The organism is Terribacillus saccharophilus, assembly GCF_046592895.1.
Lineage (GTDB): Bacteria > Bacillota > Bacilli > Bacillales > Amphibacillaceae > Terribacillus > Terribacillus saccharophilus_D.
Genome location: NZ_JAWVPU010000001.1, coordinates 862,287 through 882,566, shown reverse-complemented (window position 1 = coordinate 882,566; position 20,280 = coordinate 862,287). Strand labels below are relative to the sequence as shown.

Annotated in this window: 18 protein-coding genes; 8 read left to right on the top strand and 10 right to left on the bottom strand. The window is 37.2% G+C overall.

Going from position 1 to position 20,280, the window contains the following annotated elements:
* The first annotated feature begins 9 nt into the window (after positions 1 to 9).
* From SFC66_RS04195 to SFC66_RS04185, 3 genes are read left to right on the top strand one after another with little or no spacing between them, the layout of a single operon-like run.
* Positions 10 to 1,023: a phospholipase D family protein gene (locus SFC66_RS04195; RefSeq protein ID WP_411217447.1), complete on the top strand. Its 1,014-nt coding sequence runs from the start codon at positions 10 to 12 to the stop codon at positions 1,021 to 1,023.
* A 46-nt stretch (positions 1,024 to 1,069) separates the two neighbouring features.
* Positions 1,070 to 2,860 carry a PDDEXK-like family protein gene (locus SFC66_RS04190; protein WP_411217446.1) on the top strand — a complete coding sequence of 597 codons (1,791 nt, stop codon included), beginning with the start codon at positions 1,070 to 1,072 and terminating at the stop codon, positions 2,858 to 2,860.
* Complete coding sequence (locus SFC66_RS04185; protein ID WP_411217445.1) at positions 2,832 to 3,491, top strand: hypothetical protein; 660 nt, start codon at positions 2,832 to 2,834, stop codon at positions 3,489 to 3,491. Before SFC66_RS04190 ends, SFC66_RS04185 begins: the two co-directional genes overlap by 29 nt.
* A 699-nt stretch (positions 3,492 to 4,190) precedes the next feature.
* Here SFC66_RS04185 and SFC66_RS04180 read toward each other — a convergent pair.
* From SFC66_RS04180 to SFC66_RS04150, 7 genes are all read right to left on the bottom strand, one after another.
* On the bottom strand, positions 4,191 to 4,547 hold the full coding sequence (locus tag SFC66_RS04180; protein WP_411217444.1) for a hypothetical protein: 357 nt from the start codon (positions 4,545 to 4,547) through the stop codon (positions 4,191 to 4,193).
* 330 nt (positions 4,548 to 4,877) lie between these two features.
* The gene (locus SFC66_RS04175; RefSeq protein WP_411217443.1) at positions 4,878 to 5,234 is read right to left on the bottom strand and encodes a hypothetical protein; all 357 of its coding nucleotides are present in this window, start codon (positions 5,232 to 5,234) and stop codon (positions 4,878 to 4,880) included.
* A gap of 26 nt (positions 5,235 to 5,260) precedes the next feature.
* A complete protein-coding gene (locus SFC66_RS04170) occupies positions 5,261 to 6,250 on the bottom strand; it encodes a hypothetical protein (RefSeq protein ID WP_411217442.1) in 990 nt (329 codons plus the stop codon).
* Positions 6,247 to 6,804, bottom strand: coding sequence for a T7SS effector LXG polymorphic toxin (locus SFC66_RS04165; RefSeq protein ID WP_411217441.1), 558 nt, complete (start codon positions 6,802 to 6,804; stop codon positions 6,247 to 6,249). The genes SFC66_RS04170 and SFC66_RS04165 overlap by 4 nt, the downstream gene beginning before the upstream one ends.
* Before the next feature lie 635 nt (positions 6,805 to 7,439).
* Positions 7,440 to 7,799 carry a hypothetical protein gene (locus SFC66_RS04160; protein ID WP_411217440.1) on the bottom strand — a complete coding sequence of 120 codons (360 nt, stop codon included), beginning with the start codon at positions 7,797 to 7,799 and terminating at the stop codon, positions 7,440 to 7,442.
* 12 nt (positions 7,800 to 7,811) lie between these two features.
* Positions 7,812 to 9,296, bottom strand: coding sequence for a T7SS effector LXG polymorphic toxin (locus tag SFC66_RS04155; RefSeq protein WP_411217747.1), 1,485 nt, complete (start codon positions 9,294 to 9,296; stop codon positions 7,812 to 7,814).
* A 373-nt stretch (positions 9,297 to 9,669) separates the two neighbouring features.
* Complete coding sequence (locus SFC66_RS04150; protein WP_411217439.1) at positions 9,670 to 9,957, bottom strand: T7SS effector LXG polymorphic toxin; 288 nt, start codon at positions 9,955 to 9,957, stop codon at positions 9,670 to 9,672.
* 117 nt (positions 9,958 to 10,074) lie between these two features.
* Here SFC66_RS04150 and SFC66_RS04145 point away from each other — a divergent pair, with 117 nt between their 5' ends.
* Positions 10,075 to 10,548, top strand: coding sequence for a hypothetical protein (locus SFC66_RS04145; protein ID WP_411217438.1), 474 nt, complete (start codon positions 10,075 to 10,077; stop codon positions 10,546 to 10,548).
* A 770-nt stretch (positions 10,549 to 11,318) separates the two neighbouring features.
* Here SFC66_RS04145 and SFC66_RS04140 read toward each other — a convergent pair.
* Together SFC66_RS04140 and SFC66_RS04135 are read right to left on the bottom strand one after the other, a co-directional pair.
* Positions 11,319 to 12,284 carry a bile acid:sodium symporter family protein gene (locus SFC66_RS04140; RefSeq protein ID WP_411217746.1) on the bottom strand — a complete coding sequence of 322 codons (966 nt, stop codon included), beginning with the start codon at positions 12,282 to 12,284 and terminating at the stop codon, positions 11,319 to 11,321.
* A gap of 155 nt (positions 12,285 to 12,439) precedes the next feature.
* A complete protein-coding gene (locus tag SFC66_RS04135) occupies positions 12,440 to 13,030 on the bottom strand; it encodes a TetR/AcrR family transcriptional regulator (RefSeq protein WP_411217437.1) in 591 nt (196 codons plus the stop codon).
* A 210-nt stretch (positions 13,031 to 13,240) separates the two neighbouring features.
* Between SFC66_RS04135 and SFC66_RS04130 the strand changes: the two genes are divergently transcribed.
* Both SFC66_RS04130 and SFC66_RS04125 read left to right on the top strand, forming a co-directional pair.
* Positions 13,241 to 14,347, top strand: coding sequence for an NAD(P)-dependent alcohol dehydrogenase (locus SFC66_RS04130; protein WP_411217436.1), 1,107 nt, complete (start codon positions 13,241 to 13,243; stop codon positions 14,345 to 14,347).
* Positions 14,348 to 14,384: 37 nt separating this feature from the next.
* Positions 14,385 to 15,836: an aldehyde dehydrogenase family protein gene (locus tag SFC66_RS04125; RefSeq protein ID WP_411217435.1), complete on the top strand. Its 1,452-nt coding sequence runs from the start codon at positions 14,385 to 14,387 to the stop codon at positions 15,834 to 15,836.
* 180 nt (positions 15,837 to 16,016) lie between these two features.
* Here the strand turns inward: SFC66_RS04125 and SFC66_RS04120 are convergent, their stop codons facing one another.
* The gene (locus SFC66_RS04120; protein ID WP_411217434.1) at positions 16,017 to 16,931 is read right to left on the bottom strand and encodes a hypothetical protein; all 915 of its coding nucleotides are present in this window, start codon (positions 16,929 to 16,931) and stop codon (positions 16,017 to 16,019) included.
* Positions 16,932 to 17,074: 143 nt separating this feature from the next.
* On the opposite strand from SFC66_RS04120, the gene SFC66_RS04115 reads away from it, so the two are divergent.
* The gene (locus tag SFC66_RS04115) at positions 17,075 to 18,325 is read left to right on the top strand and encodes a hypothetical protein (RefSeq protein WP_411217433.1); all 1,251 of its coding nucleotides are present in this window, start codon (positions 17,075 to 17,077) and stop codon (positions 18,323 to 18,325) included.
* 488 nt (positions 18,326 to 18,813) lie between these two features.
* The gene (locus SFC66_RS04110; protein ID WP_411217432.1) at positions 18,814 to 20,247 is read left to right on the top strand and encodes a sensor histidine kinase; all 1,434 of its coding nucleotides are present in this window, start codon (positions 18,814 to 18,816) and stop codon (positions 20,245 to 20,247) included.
* Positions 20,248 to 20,280 lie beyond the last annotated feature (33 nt).

Sequence of the window (20,280 nt, the reverse complement as noted above, 5' to 3'; positions counted from 1 at the left end):
GGAATAGGAATGCAATTACTAACAGAGGATTTAAAACATGAATTATTTGATAAACTCAACAGTGCAAGGGAGTCAGTCATAATTATAAGTCCGTTCATTAGTGAATCTATTGCAACTAAGTTAGTTGAAATAATTAAAGGACACTCTTTGAGCTGTACATTAATAACTCGTTTTGATAGAGAATTGTTTATTAATAGAAGCAGCAGTATTGAAGCGTTGAAATTATTACAATTAAATGGTGTTGAAATCTTAGCATTAAAGAATCTACATTCAAAAGTGTACATCATGGATAACGAAATATGTTTAATTGGATCGGCAAATTTTACACATAAGGGACTTAATGAGAATAAGGAATTATTAATGTTATTAGACGAAGTACATGAAGCTATGCCAGTTATAAAATATGCGAATAATCTTTATAATGAGATCCTAAACGATGGTAACTGGATTGCTAGTAGAGAAATGATAGAACAAGAAGTTGATTTTAAGAAGAATTATACGAAAATAGAATCTAAAGACACAAGGCTAGATTTCAAATTTGGCGCTATACTTGGCAATAAAACAAGCTGGGATGAAGATGAAATAGTGCTTTCTGTTTCAATAGGAGGTACGTATGATCTTGTGGAAAAGTATGCGGTTCATGCACATCCGAATACTGAAGAATATAAGTACAAGAATATGGAGAATCTAATTACCTTTAGATATCCAAGTGGCGGACAAATGAAGGCAATATATGAAATCATTGATACTTTGGAAATAGATGTTTCAAATTGGAGGAAAAGACTCGAATCTCTTGATTACAGTGAAGATATAAAGCACAGATTGTCAGAATATATTCTTGAGAGACAACAAGGCTTTCAATTCGAGAAAACTATTTACTTCAAATTCTATATTTTAGAATCAAAATTAAATCTAACTCATTTCCCTAGACCTAATAGAAATAATGCGGGTGGATGGTATTATCGTTTAGGTGATTTATTAAATGAAAGCATAGTTAATACTTTTAAAGATGGAGACAATTAAATTGTGAAAAAAGTAAAAGAAGAAGTATTGTAATGGAGTGATCCCAATGGAAATAGTAGATATACTCGAACTGGAAAACGATCAGAGTTTTCAATTGCTAAATCAACAAGTGAATTCATTTAACTCGTTAAAGATACTTAAACTGAGAAATCATGAAATAAGACACTCTAATATATTGTCCTGGCTTCTCAACCCTAGAGAGAATCATGGTTTAAGTGATTACTTCCTTAAAAAGATAGTTGAGCATCTTATTTTAATGGATGAGAATGATGCAACTTTAAATGGGCACGTTAGTGAAATCCTAAATTATTCCCTTGTAGACAGTCATGTCTATCGAGAAGTGAAAACAGATAAAAATCGATATATAGATTTGCTTGTTGTAAATCGACAGATGAATTTCGTATTCCTTATTGAGAACAAATTCTATTCATCTGAATCCGCAAATCAATTAGATGATTATTTGGAGTATATTCAAGGTGTATTTGAGGGCTTCACAATTATTCCTGTGTACTTAACACTACATGGAGAAGAACCATCAAATGAAAAATACCTTATGTTAACGTATGAGCGGATAGAGAGAATAATTTCGGGAATTTTGATGCTTTTCAAAGAGCAGCTGAATGTGAATGTATACAGATTCATTGAAGAATATAATCAACTCTTGAAGGAAAAATTTTATTCTGATGAAGAACAGATGCTGCAGGCAATTGAAGTTTACCGTAATCATAAGGACACAGTAGATAAGCTATTTGAAGAAACGAGTTTGATACATAAGCAGCTTAATTTCGAATCAGGCTATCAGTACGAATTTGTAGCAAAGTACAAGGATACAATCAAATATATTTATAATCAGGGTCAGAATCTTTTGGCGTATAGTTTCGAACAATTTATTACTGCTAATTTTGAACAAAATATACTGTATAATGCCCATCCAAGGACACCAAACTTAATACCGCCTGAATGGTCTACTACTAACGAATTATACCGGCGAAAAAATTATTGGTTGGGCCAAGGGTTTATTGTATGGTTTGAACAAGCTGGAGATGATCGGCTGCGCATGGTCGCAGAGTTAGGGCGCATTGAATATAATACACGTCTTTCTTTCTTGCGTGCACTAGAGGAAGCGGGCGTATCTATTAGGAAATCCGCCAAATTAGAAAAAGCTCGCTACACAAGATTCTACGTTGAAAAGATAGACGTAAATAAATGGAATGACGTGGAAGAACTTAAGCAAGCAATGATTGACCTTTATGAAAGTCCGAAATTTAAACAATTACGTGAAAATGTAGCTCAAATCATAACAGGAGAGGCAATTAAAGAAAGGCCGATTGCAGTCGATGAGCAGCCTGTTATAAGTACAACAAATTCTCTTGTAAAGGACACATTTAAAAAGTGGATGAAGTCATTAGATATGTCGGAATCCAATTATCGTGTTTCTCCTAAGCACTTATCATTTAAGATACCATTATTTGATTCATACAAGGAGCAGCTTGGTGAAACAAGAGAAAAGTGGTGGTGGTATGATGGACCGTTCTTGTTTTGGATGAAATATAGTGCTGAATCAATTTTCTTCACGCTTGAAGTTGGGCCGATTGAAGCTGAACAACGCGTTAAGTTAATGGAGATCTTAAAAGCTAAGGGGATAAAGTTCAGTAAGAAAGGGCTTCAGTTAGAGGCTAAGTTTAATCGAATTCATACAGAGAGGGTTACGACTAAAGGTCTTGATGAGGGTAATTTACTGAATTTGTTTAATAGCTTTTATAATAATAAGCGGCTGAGTGAGATATTAGAAATACTAGGAGAGACATATGACGAGTTATTTGAAAAGGTGCATTGAGCTTATAAAGATGTTCTTATCTGCTAAAACAACAGCAACCTTAACTAGAAGAGACAACATGACAAACTTTAGAAGAGTATCACCTAAATGCCCAAAATGCAGTGGGAATCAAACCTATGACATTCTGCCCCAGCTTCCAAATGAACTAGAGGATGAAATTTATCTTGAGGAACTATTTTATAATGGAGTATCTATCGGAAATACTACATATCATTGTCGTACGTGTAACTACACGTGGAAAAAGTATAAGGGGAGAAAGCCCTATAGAGATATAAAGAGGATATATTGTGGTATAGGTGGATATCCAGGTCCTTATTACAACGTAGAGATTAATGTTGATAAGAGACAAGTAAAGCATAAGACTTCGTTACCTGAAGTAAACGATATAAAGATAGTAGGAAATTTAGTGACTGACAAGGAAATACAATGGTTACTTTCGCAGTTGTACAAATGTGATCTTTTAAATTGGGCGGAGGAATACTTTAAGCCTGTACTTGATGGTACTTCATGGAATGTTCGAATTGAGTATAGTTCATACTGTGAAATAAAGACGGGAAGTAATTTCTTTCCTGAGAAATGGGATGAGTTTACTGAAGCTGTGTCAAAGATATCATCTGGTGATTTTGGTTAAATGGTTTATACGTTTTATAAAGAGGAAGGCGAGAGTTAATGTGCTCTCGTCTTATCTTACAAGTAAATAACTCGTATATCATAACTTGCCTGTCTCTTAGTTGAGGAAATTTTGGAACATTGGTGTTAGTAATCCAGCTGGTATTCCTATCGAGTAGATTCACAACTTCATTTATATCCATTTAGTATTTCGTTCTATTGGTGTATGAGCCTTAAAGTTGATGTTCTTTCAAAGTTGAATCATTTAAGTTTGACGTCATTGTAAATAACCTTTTTAAAAGAGTCAGGCTTTTGCTGTGACAGAATTTCTATATGACCAGTTGATGTTGAAGTGGGGTTAAATTGACTCTACCTGTAAAAGTGTTCTTAATAGATTTTCGGCATTGTGCATATTTCCTAGTATAGGATTTTCAAAATCACTATATGCATCTAAATAAGCTCGCACGCTTCCCTCAATATGTATATGCTTAGTATCTTTATTTTCCTCTAAGATATCTAAGGCATTTAGATATCTTCTGTAGATTATCTCTATCATCCCGGTATTTAGCTCATTTTCGTGCTTCTTTAAGCCTTTCTAGAACGAGTCTTAGTTGTTCTTTGAGATGATCTTTTGTACTCATTACTTGCCCTCCTTAAGAGCTTCTTTAATCCAATCTAAAGGCCAGCCTCGAGGCTGAAATTTTGTGCTTATTGTCATTAATCAATCATATTCAATACATACTATACCGTTTGAAGTTTCTAAGAAATTTATTATTGATTTAACTAGAACTGGGAGGACGTTTTTAATGTTATCTGATTGTTCTACTTTATTTATATCAAAATGATTTAATTGTTCTATGGTCAATGAGAGATCGGGTATAATCCATGGAGAATCATCATACCAACCTTCGTGATAATAATACTCCTTTAAAATTCCAGCCTTTTCTGAATCAGAAGTTAATAATGCATCCAAAATACTCTCGAAGTAGCCGTTCCATATAATGAGCTTCTTATTTTCATTAGCTAATATTAATTCCGGTTCACCTTCAAACCCATCGTAGAATGCAGTATTTATCATTTATTCTCAGTCCTTCCAATACCCATTTCTAAAAGCTTTCGCAGGAAAGTGACTTTTGGAATTTATTCGTTGTTTTCTAAAGTACTTTTAAATTATACCACTACTTGTTGTAACCAACTTAAGGGCTTTGATTAATTGCTGGGAAGTAAATTTCTGCACTAGATGTAAAAACATCTTCTTTCTCTTGATGTGTTAAATCGGTAGTAAAAATGCTTCACAACAATTAATGGTATGCCTGATGAAATGTACCTCCTAAGAAATCCTTTATTGTCTCAATAACGTCATTATTCCCCTCGCTTTCTTTTACTGGAAAACCGTAAGCAAGGAGAGTCAAGATTCCATATCGTGTATTGCTAAATCAATTGCAACTGCCAATTTTAGCTGATTTTGTTTATTTAGACCTAGCTTATATGCATTAACAGACTTACTTTCAATAATGGGGTCTGCATTTGGGTCTAATCGATCTAGTTCTACTTCGGCAATAATGTTATCGTTTATTAGTATTCTGTAGATATCTTCGCCCTGTTCAGGAATCCAATGAATAATATAGGCTGATTTCATTTCCGGATACTGATTTCTTAGTACCATCAGTAATCTTATTTTATCGTTATCATTGAATAGTGATTCATTAGATTTTTTTAGTTGATCTCTAATGTCCTGTTCTGTTTTACTCCCTATAAGTTTCACTAGTTTAATCTCCTCACAAGCTTAATTTACTTTATCTTCCCAGGTGTTGCTGTAATTAAATTTCCGTGCTTATCCACCAAAATGGTCATTGTGGAAGTAGAATTAAAATCATCAAACTTATCAACTCCGATAGACTTATCTAATGTAACTTCCCTTACATAACGAGTGCCATCCGCACTCTCTATGCTTCTAGTTACAGGAGACGCCACTACATTTTTACTAGACAGTAAGGAGCGCAGTTCATCTTTAGATATCGTAAATTGTGAAGCGTTCTTTTTTGAAAAATGTCTGTCTACAACGTGGTTCCAACCCTCATTCCCAATATTAATTCTAGATTGAACTATAGGTGGCATACCAGATACTTTAGCTGTCTCCTTAGTAGACCCTTTAAACTCATTAACCTTTACAGGCTTCGCATCAGGCAGCCCCTTACCCTTTGTCATACTCTCGGCAAGTTCATCAATATATTTACTAAAAGAAGAGATTGTATAAATGCCGCCATCTTTAACGGCTTTTCCGGATTTACCATAAAAAGATCCTATTGCCATGGCGACATCGCCTAGAGAGGGATCCTCCATGGTTAATAAGCCTCCAAGTAGGTAATCGACAGTACCTATTGTGCCATCCTTAATAATCTTTCTGTCTACCTCTTTTGCATACTCGCTTAAATCTCGTTCCCCTGGAATGTGTGAGACGAATTCGAATGCTTGCTGAGCCGTTTCAGTATCAAAGTGTGCTTTTATGATACGACCGTCATCAAGCGTAATGTATTCACCATTCCATTCAAAATGATCATCTTGTACATGTTTACTATCTTTGAAGTGGTCTCGAAGGGAATCAAATTCTTCTTTTGTAATAGGCACTGGATCATCAGTGGTGCTGGCCTTGTTGCCTTTTGATAATAATTGAAATTCTTTATAGAATTCATGCTCTGTTAGCTGTTCAGAACTATAACTATCAACAGTAATATTATTCTTATCAATCGCATCCCCAAGCTTCGCCAAATAAGCTTTCATCTGCTCGATATCCTGCAAAGGCTGCTCGAGTTTTTTGTTGCATTGGCATCCATGTCGTACATGTTAGACAATGTTTCTTTTAGTTTCTCTTTTCCTTTGTTGATGGATTCGATGAATGGATCATTGTCTATTGATGGGATATGAACTATGTCTTTGACATAAAGCAACTGTTGGTTGATGTCGATGGAGGTTGAAGTTAAGCTCGTGGATGCTTTCACAAGCTCGCTTTTCAGTTCGCCTTCTAAGAATTCCTCCCGTATAAAGCCCTGTTCATCTGATTCAAAGGAGAGAACTTCTTCGTAAACAGATGATAGTGTCTCTTCATATTGTATCAAAAAGCTGTTCAAGAATTCGAGGAAGGGCTTATGCGTTTCTTCAAAAAAGGAACGAATGGAATTGGCGCTTTTACCTTCAAATCCATCATGCAGAGTTGTCACACCATTAATGGCTTGTTTGACTTGTTCGACGCTTTCCTTTGTTTGCTTGATAAAATCCTTCGTACTGTCCACTTGCTGCTGGATGTCTTGTACATCTAAATTCTTAATTTTCTTCACCACCTGATTTTCCGTTAGCTGTCTTTAGTTGTAATTATAATAAAGGAATATTTTGGTGGAAGGGAATTTGGGAAAAATCATTCTATTTTACCAGTATTAAACAGTGGTGTTTTCGCAAAATGAGTCGGAGGTTTTAGTTATGAAATAGATAATTGGAGAGTTATCAGAGGTAGAGTATGAAAGGGGATGGGTTTGCTTTAGGGGGTTCACTATATGAATTAAGTTATTATCTAGGGCTAAGAACTTCATCAATTGTAGTTGGGTGAAGTGGTCACTCATATATATTCGATAGTCAAGGGTAATATTTTGTCTAAAAAATAACCTTGAAAGACAGCAGCCAATCAAGGTTATTGCAGTATATCTACCAATCGCTTATTTCAAAATTCGGATCGTCTATTTCATTAATGTAGACTGAAATCCATGAAACTGTTTGTTCAATAGGGTCTGTTTCAACATAGACGCCTTTAGGACTAATATATACTTCCTCAAAATCATCGTATTCGAAACTGGGCTCTAGTTCCAGGACTTCATCAATGTGCATTCATTAAACCATAAGTCCATTGTGTTATTTAATTCATACTTTATAAGATATTTACCTAATAGTGTCGCTTACTATATTGTTCTATGACGGTAATTTAAGATATTTTTTCGATTTTTAGGTTTGTAAATGTAATTTCGATATTTAAAGGAGGTACTGAAATTTCAACAATTAATAATGGAATATCAATTTTTGATTCATATTCAGTTATATTAATATCTTGTATGAAATATGGAATTTGAGATTTTGATAACTCCCTAAGAGGCTGTATTCTATCCTCTTCGCTTGTTGTAAGCTTAAACATTGAGCATCCTGTAAAGGATAGTTTTATATTGTACTCATTATCTTCGAATATCAAGGTGATCTCATCACCAAAATGTTTAGCCTCTAAGTTTAACAATCTGGCGTCCCAGTAATGTAAATTCTCTAGACGCTTCATTAATTCTAATGCTCTCATTTTTTTATCCTCTCACTTCTTGTATGGTATATGTGCATCTGGACTTTTTCGATCAACCTTACTTAGATTCTTATCTAGTGGATTTCCTTGCTCGTCATATAAGTGTACATGATCATATTTTGTTAGTTTATCAGGGGGATCTATCCTCATTCTAATATTTCCCTTGGAATCTCTTACGTGTACAAACTTATTGTGCTCTGTATATTGCCACTCTTGTGGGATGTTATCCAATATATCTTTCTTAGACATATTTGGAATATCACGGGTGTTAATATTTCCTGCAAATGTATCTTGACTGTTTTGTGTTTTCTTTTGCTCATTATCCTTATTGTTTTTTCCTCCGTCTGCCTTCTTACCAAGAAAACCACCATCTTTTAACCAAACAGGCTTAATATCATCTAGAAACTTATCCAGAGGTTTTAAAACAAACTTATCAATTAGTTTAGGAGCTTTAGTTATTTTGCCCACACCAGTCAATGAGGCGCCTGCAAGGATTCTCTCGTGTATAGGAGCATCAGGATCAGTAGCTACTTTAGCATCATCAATGATTAGAGGGCCTAATACTTTATCCCAAAATTCTTTCTCACTTTCGCTAGCTTTGACCTCTAAACTCTTCGGTACTTCTTTAACAAATTGATAATTTAGACCGCCTGTCGTATTATCTTGGTACTCTCTAATAATACTCCCGTCAGATAATTCATAATACGTACCATCGTGTTCGAAACTAGGATCTACTACTACTCGCTGATTCTTAACTTCTTCTTTTAATGATTGAAAGGCGGTTGCTGAGAGGGTAATTGTCTTATCTTCTGTCTGTGCAAGCTTACCTTTTAGTGACAGGTCAAATTCTTGATAGAAATTCAGCTTCTTTAATTGTTCAGAACTATAACTATCAACAGTAATATTATTCTTATCAATCGCATCCCCAAGCTTCGCCAAATAAGCTTTCATCTGCTCGATATCCTGCAAAGGCTGCTCGAGTTTTTTTGTTGCATTGGCATCCATGTCGTACATGTTAGACAATGTTTCTTTTAGTTTCTCTTTTCCTTTGTTGATGGATTCGATGAATGGATCATTGTCTATTGATGGGATATGAGCTATGTCTTTGACATAAAGCAGCTGCTGGTTGATTTCGATGGAGGTTGTAGTTAAGCTCGTGGATGCTTTTACAAGCTCGCTTTTCAGTTCGCCTTCTAAGAATTCCTCCCGTATAAAGCCCTGTTCATCTGATTCAAAGGAGAGAACTTCTTCGTAAACTGATGACAGTGTCTCTTCATATTGTATCAAAAAGCTGTTCAAGAATTCGAGGAAGGGCTTATGTGTTTCCTCGAAAAAGGAACGAATGGAATCGGCGCTTTTACCTTCGAATCCATCATGCAGAGTTGTCACACCATTAATGGCTTGTTTGACTTGTTCGACGCTCTCCTTCATTTGCTTAATAAAATCCTTCGTACTGTCCACTTGCTTCTGGATGTCCTGTACAACTAGATTCTTAATTGTATTTCACCACCTAATATTTTCCGGAATTGTACTTTACGTGTAATTATAATAGAGGAATATCTTGAAGGGAGGATTATTTGGTAAAATGCTTCCATTTTACCAGGGGAAGAAGGTCGATATTTACCAAAATGGGTCAGACGTCTTAGCGTTTATTAGGATAAATAGAGTGAAAATGATTAGATATAAAAACTGTTGGTATTCTCTAACTATACTTGCGTCAGTTAATACATAATATGTACCATGGTGTTTGAAGCTAGGGTTCACGACTACTTGTTGACTCTTAACTTTCTATTGTAATTATTGAAAATCTTTCGCAGATAGGTCAATTGCCTTGTCCGCTGTCTTTGCAAGCTTACCATTTAGTGACAGATCAAATTTTTTGATAGGAACCTTGCTTCGCCAGTTGTTCAGAACTATAACTATCGATTGAGATATTATTCTTATCGATAACCTCCCGCAGCTTCGCCAGAGAACTCTGCATCTGCTCAATATCCTGTTGAGGCTGATCCAGCTTTTTGGTTGCATTAGCATCCATGTCGTACATGTTTGATAGGGTAGTAGATAATTTCTCTTTCCCCTTATTGATCGAATGGATGAACAGCTCACTGTCCACAGCAGGAAAATCGATTGCGGCTAGGGGCCAAGGGTGATTTTTCACTTTATCTATAGAAGTTTTGTAAATATTTGATTATATTCCATTTATTTTCATTTTTTTTGCTAAGATATTGATAGACCTCTTAGAAAAGACATAATAATATATTAGGAGGTATTATAGATGAAAAGATTTGAAAAGTTTGTAGCAGCTGGGCTAGCCATTACGTTGCTTTCAGTTCCATTCTCAAACGTTGCTATGGCAGCTTCTGAAGCAAAGGTAACTTTAGAAGCAAGCGAATTTCAGATTGGTGATTCTTTAAGAGCAGTATGGGAAGAAGATAACGTTTCGAAAGAAGAAGTTGACAAGTTTGTAAACTATGCAAACACAGAGTTATCAAAAGGTGGAGAATTTACTGTTCAATGGAAACTAGCAGGAGCTAAGAAGATTATTAAATTTGTTGTTGACAATAAAGAGATTGTTCCTGGCAAAACACTTAGAGGTTGGGTTGATAAGTACGGTTCTAAAATGATAGACGCAATTGATAATCTTGAGGTAGCTTCAAAAGCTGGCTTACAACTTGCATTTGAAGAAGCAGGAATACCAAAAAATGTTGCTAAAGCTCTTGCTGATTTTATAGTTACATTTTTACTTTAAATATAAGGTATGATTTTAAATAAAACGGTCAGTTTGCAGAACGCTGCAAACTGACCGTTTTATTTTCTTCTCAAAAATATAGCAACTTCAATAAAGAAAATAAAGAAGGATACAACTAATGCAATAACAAAATTACTAGTGTGGTCTAGACTGAATATTAGTCCAATTGTATAAAAAGCTGAAGTACGTATAAGCAGTAAAATAATTAGATTAAATATATGCTTACCTAGTATATAATTTACTCCGAATTCTATAATATTATCGACTGTGTATAGATATATAAAAAAAGTAATAGATAACAATACTAGTTGACTTGTTTTGATATTCAATGAAAGTACTGTATTAACAAAGGTTGATGTTCCGAACAAAGCAAGCAAAATAAACCCAAGTGCTGCAGTAGGAGCTAATGCAAGTATAAAAGCAGCTCCAAAAGCAAAGAATATATTCTTTTTATTGGCTTTGATTTCTTTCTTCTCACCGATGTAAATTATCCTAAATATTAAAAAAAACAAAATAATAAATATAGCTACTAAAAGTATAATTATCTTAATATATATCGCTCCTTATTATCAAACATCCTACCATATTAGATTTGTCTTTCTATTTATTACTTATATTACTTCATTCTAAGATGTGTGTTAATCCTTATTGTATAAAGCTTAACTATTCCTTAATATCCAGGATACATATATATCGAAAGTGAGTTAGACGTCTTAGTAGATAGGATATAAAAACAGGTCATCCTCAGAAAATGAGGATGACCTGTTTTACTAAGATATCTGTTCTTTAGGTGCTCCTGCGTTATCATCTTTTGTTCCCATCTTCGCAAAAATATTAGCCAAGATAGACCCCGAAATATTATGCCAAACACTAAAGATAGCACTAGGTACAGCTGCCAACGGCGAGAAGTGCGCAGTCGCAAGCTGTGCGCCCAATCCTGAGTTTTGCATACCGACTTCTATGGAAGTAGTCTTAACTTTCGGCAAATCCATGCGCAGGAGCTTGGCAAAGGCGAATCCGAGCAGGTAGCCAAGTACATTATGCAGAATGACAACGCCGAAGATTGCCAGGCCGGTTTGAGCGATCTGCTGCTGGCTATTGGAGACGACGGCTGCGACGATGCCGATGATGGCTACGGCTGAGACAAGCGGCAGCACTTTTACGCTTGCGGTTGCTTGTCTGTTGAAGAAGCGTTTCACTAATAGTCCTAACGCAATTGGGATGATGACGACGTTCACGATGGAGATGAATAGGGAGACTGGGCTGACTTGAATCCATTCGCTTGCGAATAAAAGAATGAGTGCAGGTGTGACGATTGGTGCGAGAATGGTTGTGACTGCTGTTGCTGTGACGGATAATGGCACATCGCCTTTGGCTAGGAAGGTCATGACGTTGGAGGATGTTCCGCCTGGGCAGCATCCTACCAAGATAACACCGACAGCCACTTCAGGAGGCAGCTGCAGCCCTTTAGCCAATGCAAAGGCGAGCAGCGGCATGATCAAGAACTGTGCGACCACAACGGCCATCACTTCAAATGGGCGTTTGACCACGCCTTTAAAATCACTAGCAGATAATGTCAGTCCCATGCCAAACATGATGATTCCGAGTAGCGGGGTGATCAAAGGGACGATCCACGTGAAGCCTGCTGGCAGCATGAATGCTACTACCGCAAATAAGATAACCCAATACGCAAACGTATTTCCGACAAACTGGCTGAATCGTTCTAATGTTTTCATCATCCACCTCTTCAGTTATTGTTTGTCAGATTGTATAACAGTTTTTAATAAAATTCAATATTGATAATTATCTGATTTATTAAAATGCACTAATGTCTGTACTATTAAAATGATCTTGAGAGGTATGATATATCCTTTCAAGATCATCTTTTGTTTCATTTATTTACTTCTTTCATCAGCGAGGACTGATAATGCAGCAAGTTAATGATCCGCCTCGCCATCTCGGATGGTGTGGCATCATAATCGGCTCTGATCCATTCCAATATCCAGCCATAAATGCCATATGCCCGGTAGTGAGTGAAATAAGTGGAATTGATTTCGGATGCATTATCACCGATAAAAGAGAAGCGATTATGAAAGATGTCTTTTAATACTTCCAACAGAGCATCTTGTATGCCTGGTATCGGATCGGCATGCACCAGTAAGTCATAATAATATCGGTTATCTTTTATATACTGAAACACATCGGTTTCGTTTGGATTCATTTTCGTTAAGTCGAGGATGGGATTATCACGTACTGGTTTGCAGAATTCATAGCAGAACCGTTCCATCTCCAGCTGTATCATTTCTTGGGCTAGTAGGTCTTTACCGTCGTAATGTACGTAAAAGGTGGTCCGGTTGTAATTGGCTTCATCCACGATATCTTTTACTTTGACTTTGGAATAGCCTTTTTCTGTAACAAGTCGTTGGAACGTAGCGATTAGCGTGGCTTTCGTCCGCTCGATTCTTCGGTCTGTTTTTGGCATGATCTTCCCTCACTAACATTCTCTCTACTATTTTTAGACATTTTTTCTTTTATGTTGAAAACCTATACACAACTATCCTACTAGTTGAAAACCCATACATTTTCGATTTTTCAATGATTGAAACGATTGTAAATGATTCATTATACTTATGTTAATTATATTATAAAACTCTTTAATATAATTGAAAAATGTATAACTGGGGGAATTAGGATGGAAATCCAAGCAATGTTAACTACTGAGGAAAGCAATTTCAAAAAACAAACATTGCAGCTGGCCGAGCCAAAAGCTGATGAAGTGTTGGTGCGAATTGTTGCTACAGGTGTATGTCACACGGATGCGACAGTTCTTGATCGCTCACTGCCAGTGCCATATCCGGCCGTACTAGGACATGAAGGTTCAGGGATTGTAGAAAAAGTAGGCAGCAATGTTACTACTGTTGAACCAGGGGATCATGTTGTACTCGGATTCAGTTATTGCGGTCATTGCGACAACTGCTTGGAAGGTAATGCAGGCGGCTGTGAGAATATGATGGCTCTTAACTTCGCAGGTAAAAACAAATATGGTGTATCACCCATTCATAAAGAGGAACAAGAAGTGTCACAGTTCTTCGGCCAATCTTCTTTCGCTACGTACAGCACGGTAGATGAGAAGAACGTTGTGAAAATCGATAAAGAGGCAGACCTTCGTCTATTGGGACCACTTGGCTGCGGTCTTATGACAGGTAGTGGTACTGTCTTGAATTCCCTAGCTCCAGAAGCTGGAACAAGCTTTGTTGTATTCGGTACAGGAGCTGTAGGTCTTGCAGGTATGATGGCTGCGAAAATCGCTGGCTGCTACCCAATCATCGCTGTTGATATCCATGACAGCCGTTTGGAATTAGCAAAAGAGCTAGGAGCAACACATACAATCAATAGCAAAAATGAAGATCCAGCAGAGAAAATCAAAGAAATCACTGGCAAAGGCGCGCATTATTCCTTGGAAACAACAGGTGTTCCAGAAGTTACACTATCAGCAATCCGCTGCTTACGTGTAAAAGGGGAATGTGCAACAGTTGCGGTTGGTAAACGCGATCTAACATTCAACGTTACCAATGAAATCATGCTGAATGCGATCACACTGAAAGGTGTTATCGAAGGCGATGCTGTGCCTCAATTGATCATTCCGAAACTAGTGAAGTTCTACCAAAACGGTCAATTCCCGTTTGATAAACTAGTGAAATTCTATGAATTGGATGATATTCAGCAAGCATTTGAGGATTCTGCAAATGGATCCACAATCAAACCAATTCTGATCATCGACAAAGAATACCAAGCTTAATAGCTTGGTATTTCTTCATAGGAGGGAAAAGACAGTCATGAAAATACAAGAATTGACCAAAAGCTATATCAATGGAAGCTGGGTAAGTGGTGAAGGGTCTTCTAGTTATCGTTTATTGAATCCTTTTGATGCGTCCGTATTGGCGGAGTTCCCGATTGCATCCAAACATCAAGTGGAGCAAGCATACGCGGCTGCCAATGGAGCATATAAAGCATGGGCAAAGGATACAAATCTGCGGATCGATGTACTGCGGAAGGCGCTGCACTTCTTTAAAGAAAATGAAGAAGAAATCGCTGAATTGTTGGCGTTGGAGTCTGGTTCCACTTACATCAAAGCTAAAGTGGAGATTGGCTTGACGATTGCTTGCTTTGAAGAGGCAATGACTTTTGCCGATTCTTTAGGATTCAGGGAGCTGCCGGCATCGATGCCAGGCAAGGTGAATAAAGCTTATCGTAAACCTTTGGGTGTTATTTCGTCCATTTCGCCGTTCAACTTCCCGTTGTATCTGTCGATCAGAACAATCGTCCCAGCATTGGCGTTAGGGAATGCAGTAGTGCATAAAGGGGATATCCAAACGGCTGTCACCGGCGGCACTATCATTGCCAAAGCATTCGATGAGGCTGGTCTTCCTGATGGATTGCTGAATGTGATTCTGACAGAAGTTCCTGAGATAGGGGATACGATGATCGAGCATCCATATTCCAAGTTCATCAGCTTCACAGGCTCAACGCCTGTCGGCCGCCACATTGGCAGCACTGCCGGCATGCTGTTGAAGCCGGTAGCATTGGAACTGGGCGGAAACGCACCGTTTGTAGTGCTGGAGGATGCTGACGTTGACGCAGCAGTCAAAGCGGCTGTCTTTGGAAAGTTCCTGCATCAAGGACAGATCTGTATGATGATCAACCGTATCATTGTCCATGAGAAGCTTTATGATGTATTCGTTGAGAAATTCGTGGCACATGCGAAGACATTGCCAATCGGGAACCCAACAGACAAGTCGGTCATCATCGGTCCAATGATCAATGAGCAGCAGCTGCAAAAAGCCCTATCCTTCATCGCTAAAGCGAAAGAAGACAATATCGAAGTACTGCTGGAGGGCAAACGCGAAGGAAATATCCTTACCCCGACTATTTTCGGAAACGTACCGTCTGATAGCGAATTAGCTCAATCAGAGCTTTTCTCTCCAATCGCATCGATCATCAAAGCAGCATCCGATGAAGAAGCAATGGAGATTGCCAACAACACCGACTTCGGTCTAAGCTCCGCTATCTTTACAGGCGATCTAGCCAAAGGCGAGCAGCTAGCAACCGAATTGGAGTTCGGCATGTCCCATGTGAATGACCAAACCGTAAATGCAGTGGAAAACGCACCATTTGGCGGCGTGAAAAGCTCTGGAATGGGCCGGTTCGGTAATCCATGGATCGTGGAGGAATTTACGGAAACACAGTGGGTTTCTGTGCAGGTGGAGACGAGGGAGTTTCCTTTCTGATGTAATGAAAAGATGTTCAGCGATGATGTTGCTGAACATCTTTTTGCGTTTAAAATATTTTACCAGGTCCGCCATACCCAAGAACTTCACTCGTTACAACCTGTGTGTAATCTACTTCAGAGAATACATGTTTATAACGAATAAATTTCTTTTGTTCAACATCATTTATTGTGTAGAAAACTATAACCGGATTGGGATTTTCATAAAAAAGCGAGGAAGGAGTGATTCAGGTAATTCTTGAGCTTTAAGTCTAAAATTCTTTTCCTTAAGATCTGTAATATCTGATATTGATGCGTCGGGTAAAATTCTATCTTCTCCCCAGCGCACGCTGTGCCAGTATGCACCGAATTCATGCAGCTCATGATAACAGATTGCTGCTTGGATATACGAAAGAGGCAATTGGTTGCCTTCGATGGCTTCCATGAAGTCTTCTAATGCGTCATCTGGTTTTGGTGGTATCTCTTCAAGTATTGGAACTTCCGGCAAACTTGAATCGGTTGGAATGGCATAAATGAGACCAGCTCCTGCTACACTCATCCAATGTTGATATGCTCTTAATTTAAAGCCATCTTTAATGGATAGCTGAGAGAACTCATTCACAATATATTGAGGATTATCTAAGGATAAATTCCATCCTGATAAATATTTTTCATCAAGATAGTTTATATTTTCTCTTGAAATGTGAACATCCGGTTTTGTAGCGGATACTGGAATTTCAATCATGTTAGACATAAGTCTATTTTTAGCAGCTTTTCGGTATTGTTTAATTATAAATCGCATGACTCGTGTCTTGTTCAATTCCCGGTAATCATATATGGAATTTTTCTTACCAAGCAACAGCGTTTCCGACTGAATGATATGGTATATCCAAAGTTGTTCGAGCATTGCCTTCTCTATTTTATCGCCCCAACAGACACATATCCATGGATGCACCGCTAACTCCTTAGCTGAAACAAGTAATTCTGCTGTACTCGCAGATGATAATCCCATAGACTCTGCGATCCCTAGCTTAGAATAAAGGTGATAGATTTCAGCATTTGCTTGTGAATACTTGGATTTGATTATCGATAAGTTGAGAGATGATTTCTCATTCAAATGAACTAATTGTCCTTCTTTTAAAAGTAGTATTATTTTATCATGAACAGCCAAATGATATGGTATAATTTGGTGTGTGATATGCAGTTAAAAGCAGAACATTTATGTATTCATAGTGTTGAAATGAAAAGAGGAAAAACACATTGTCCAATCTATTCTTTAATGCTCAGCAAGCTGCTAACAATAAGTCATTTCGTTATAACAAAATGGACGGACTGAATAAAAAAGGAAATGCACGCTCTAAAATTCATGTGGTAGGACAAATAGATAATTTTACGTTAAGAACACTTTATGAAAATTATGATGTGATTGCACAGAACTTGAAAGTCTATCCGACAATAAAAATACATCCTCGGGGCTCAACGCTGGAAGGTAACTTTTCCGGACTATACCATGCTAGTGATAATCATATAGATATCATAGACAACTATTACATCATATCAATAGTTGCTCATGAGATGAGACATGCATACCAATACATATATTTTCCAGACTTATATTTTAATTCCGCTTACAATTCTGCTCAGGGATATTTGGATTGTGATGTTGAACGTGATGCAAGGGAATATGCAAGGGATTATTGTACGGCTAGAGGATATAGAGAAGAACTGGAACATCTTATAGAGGACGAAAAACAAATTGAATCGATCATCAATAATAAGGTGTCACCAGCTGAAAGAGGGCTAAGTAATGAATATTTCAGAGCTAACCCCACAGTCGCATACACTGTTCCGAGAAACTATCATTTAAATCGTCAGGAATATGAGGTTGATTCCTCAAAACCGGTTATGACCAGGGTGAAGAGAAAGATTAGATGGTGGAGAGCGATTGGTAATATACTGGTTGTAGTTGCCATTGTATACGGTCTGATATGGATAAATGGAGAAGATGATGATCAAGTAAGTGTAACTGAAACTGAAAATCATAATGAAGAAGCAGAGACTATAGCAAGTACCATAGAATCAAAAGAAAATAATGAGAGTGAAGCAAACGGAGCAAATACTGCCGAATCAGATACCAATAGTGAAAGTGATGGAAATGCTGTGGTAGACCCTGAATCAGAAACTGCCGGTATAAGGGAAGAAGACACGACAGTTGTTGCCGAAACGAACAACGATAATGAAAACACAGCAACTACTGCTGAGTCAGTTACATTAGAAGAGCAGCTTATTGCATCAGCTTTGCAATATTTTGATGATATTGGTGGGGATTCTTCGCAATTATCTTTATATGAAACGAGTTGGGACACAGAGTATTATGATGGAACATATTTCGTTATGCCTTTCAGTGATGGGAATCGTATTACGACAATATTAGGTGATGAGAGCGGTAAAATTTATTTTGAAGGTGAAACTTTGGGGAATGGGAAAATATCGGCAACACCTGTTGAATAAACATGTATAACTCTTCAAGGACAATATAATCTGTCTTGTTTTCATCACTAATATGTATATGTCCTTTTCGATTGAATCTAAGGAAGATGCTCAGCGCTTATGGCGCTGAGCATCTTTTAATATGTTTAATGTATTAACGTCATCATGTTCAGTGCCTAATGTATGATTTTCTATGTTTATTTTTACGGAGAAATACTGTTTGTAACGAAAGGAATTAACTACCTACATTGCTAAAAAGCATGATTGGATTAACGTTATCCTTATAAAGGTAGGGTTTAAAATTGATTAACTCCAAAAGTGACTTTGTCAGCTGAATTTCACGGCTGGATGAAACAACTCTGGTATAATATGAGGATATATGTATCCATTAGGAATGAAGGGATCAACGATACTTGTAGTTCCTATTACACGTATATAGTTTTAAAAACACATCTGCATACAAAATTACAATCCATAATGTAGGTTTGAAGCAGTTAGGAGTTAACAGCATGGTTATTGGCGTATTAATATGTGCCATTGGCTTACTGCCTTTCTTTTTAGCATTGAGCATAGGCAAAGTTTATGATGAAACAAAGTTATCAATCGGAATGATCATATATATGAGCTTGATAACCATTTGGCAGCTGGATATCGGGGTTCTTTATTTTAAGGATGTTCTGTCAGAAGGTACGATTCTGATCCTGTTTAAGCTGTTCCGCTTTGGGCCGACGTTTGGTCTGTCCATTGTGTTATATGTAGCTTACAGGATCATCAAAAATCAGCCATCGATGGTGAAGAACGGGAATTGGCTGACGAATATGTTGTATGCTTTCTTCACTAAAAAAGCAATTATCGGCTCCATTATATGGAGTGCTATGGTATATGCAATAAATTGGACCGACTTAGGAATAAAAGGATTGACTGTTACTCAAATAGGATTTACTGGTGTTTATTATTTTCCTGAATATGGGCCGCTATTTTGGGTGTTCTTAATGCACATGGCTATCCTAGTAATTTTCTTATTTGTTGTACCTGTATTGTCAATGAGAATACGGAATGCACATTTTAAAAACTTCCTGATGGGTTTTTCATTCAGTGCATTGGTGTTGGTAATACCGGGAATGTTAAACTTCTTTCCTCTAACCGGAGTCCTTACTAGTAGCATAGGTGTCATTCTATTTTCGGTGGCAAACATGCACATTTTCGTGAAATTGAATGTAGATTTAAAGAGACATTCTTATGAATTAATGGAAAAACAGAAAAAACTGGACTACACAGGTCATTTGACTGGCAGTTTGATTCATGAAGTGAGGAACACGAACACTATTATTAAAGGTTTCTCTAGCATGATGGATCAAAATGATTCCCTGGAAGAGGGAGATAAACGGAAACTCAAAATGATAGGTGAGGCATCAGATCATTTAGAGCAACTGACGGATAATTACAGTGCGTACATGAAGTCATCCGCATTAATCTACAAAACAGATGATCTTGCAAAAGTAATCCAAGAATCCATTGATTTTACATTCGGAATGCTGCAAGAACACAAAGTTGAACTGGAATTCACCAATATATATTCACCATTGAATGTTTATCTGAATAAGGCAAACTTCAAACAAGTCTTTATAAATCTGATTAAAAATAGCGTGGAAGCAATACCCGAAAACAGGACGGAAAAGAAGATAACGATCAGCACGGAGATTGATGATAGGAATATCATCATACACTTTATCGACACTGGAATTGGTATAAGTCCTGAAGACTGGGAGAGTGTATTTGATCCCTTCATCTCAGTAGGGGATAAAGAGCAAGGTATGGGATTGGGTCTGCCTTTTGTGAAGAAGACAATGATTGAACATTTGGGAGATATAAATATAGTCGAAAGTTCGCCGAATGGAACGCACTTTATGCTGGAAATTCCTCAGGAAGGAATGCTGAACTAGTGCATGCATCTATGAAGGAGTAAGAAATTAATT

Coding starts and splice junctions, on each gene's coding strand:
- SFC66_RS04170 (WP_411217442.1), bottom strand. CDS start 6,250: ATGAAAGCTTATTTGGCGAAGCTTGGGGATGCGATTGATAAGAATAAT.
- SFC66_RS04190 (WP_411217446.1), top strand. CDS start 1,070: ATGGAAATAGTAGATATACTCGAACTGGAAAACGATCAGAGTTTTCAA.
- SFC66_RS04130 (WP_411217436.1), top strand. CDS start 13,241: ATGGAAATCCAAGCAATGTTAACTACTGAGGAAAGCAATTTCAAAAAA.
- SFC66_RS04145 (WP_411217438.1), top strand. CDS start 10,075: ATGAAAAGATTTGAAAAGTTTGTAGCAGCTGGGCTAGCCATTACGTTG.
- SFC66_RS04160 (WP_411217440.1), bottom strand. CDS start 7,799: ATGAGAGCATTAGAATTAATGAAGCGTCTAGAGAATTTACATTACTGG.
- SFC66_RS04195 (WP_411217447.1), top strand. CDS start 10: ATGCAATTACTAACAGAGGATTTAAAACATGAATTATTTGATAAACTC.
- SFC66_RS04135 (WP_411217437.1), bottom strand. CDS start 13,030: ATGCCAAAAACAGACCGAAGAATCGAGCGGACGAAAGCCACGCTAATC.
- SFC66_RS04125 (WP_411217435.1), top strand. CDS start 14,385: ATGAAAATACAAGAATTGACCAAAAGCTATATCAATGGAAGCTGGGTA.
- SFC66_RS04185 (WP_411217445.1), top strand. CDS start 2,832: ATGACGAGTTATTTGAAAAGGTGCATTGAGCTTATAAAGATGTTCTTA.
- SFC66_RS04180 (WP_411217444.1), bottom strand. CDS start 4,547: ATGATAAATACTGCATTCTACGATGGGTTTGAAGGTGAACCGGAATTA.
- SFC66_RS04110 (WP_411217432.1), top strand. CDS start 18,814: ATGGTTATTGGCGTATTAATATGTGCCATTGGCTTACTGCCTTTCTTT.
- SFC66_RS04140 (WP_411217746.1), bottom strand. CDS start 12,284: ATGAAAACATTAGAACGATTCAGCCAGTTTGTCGGAAATACGTTTGCG.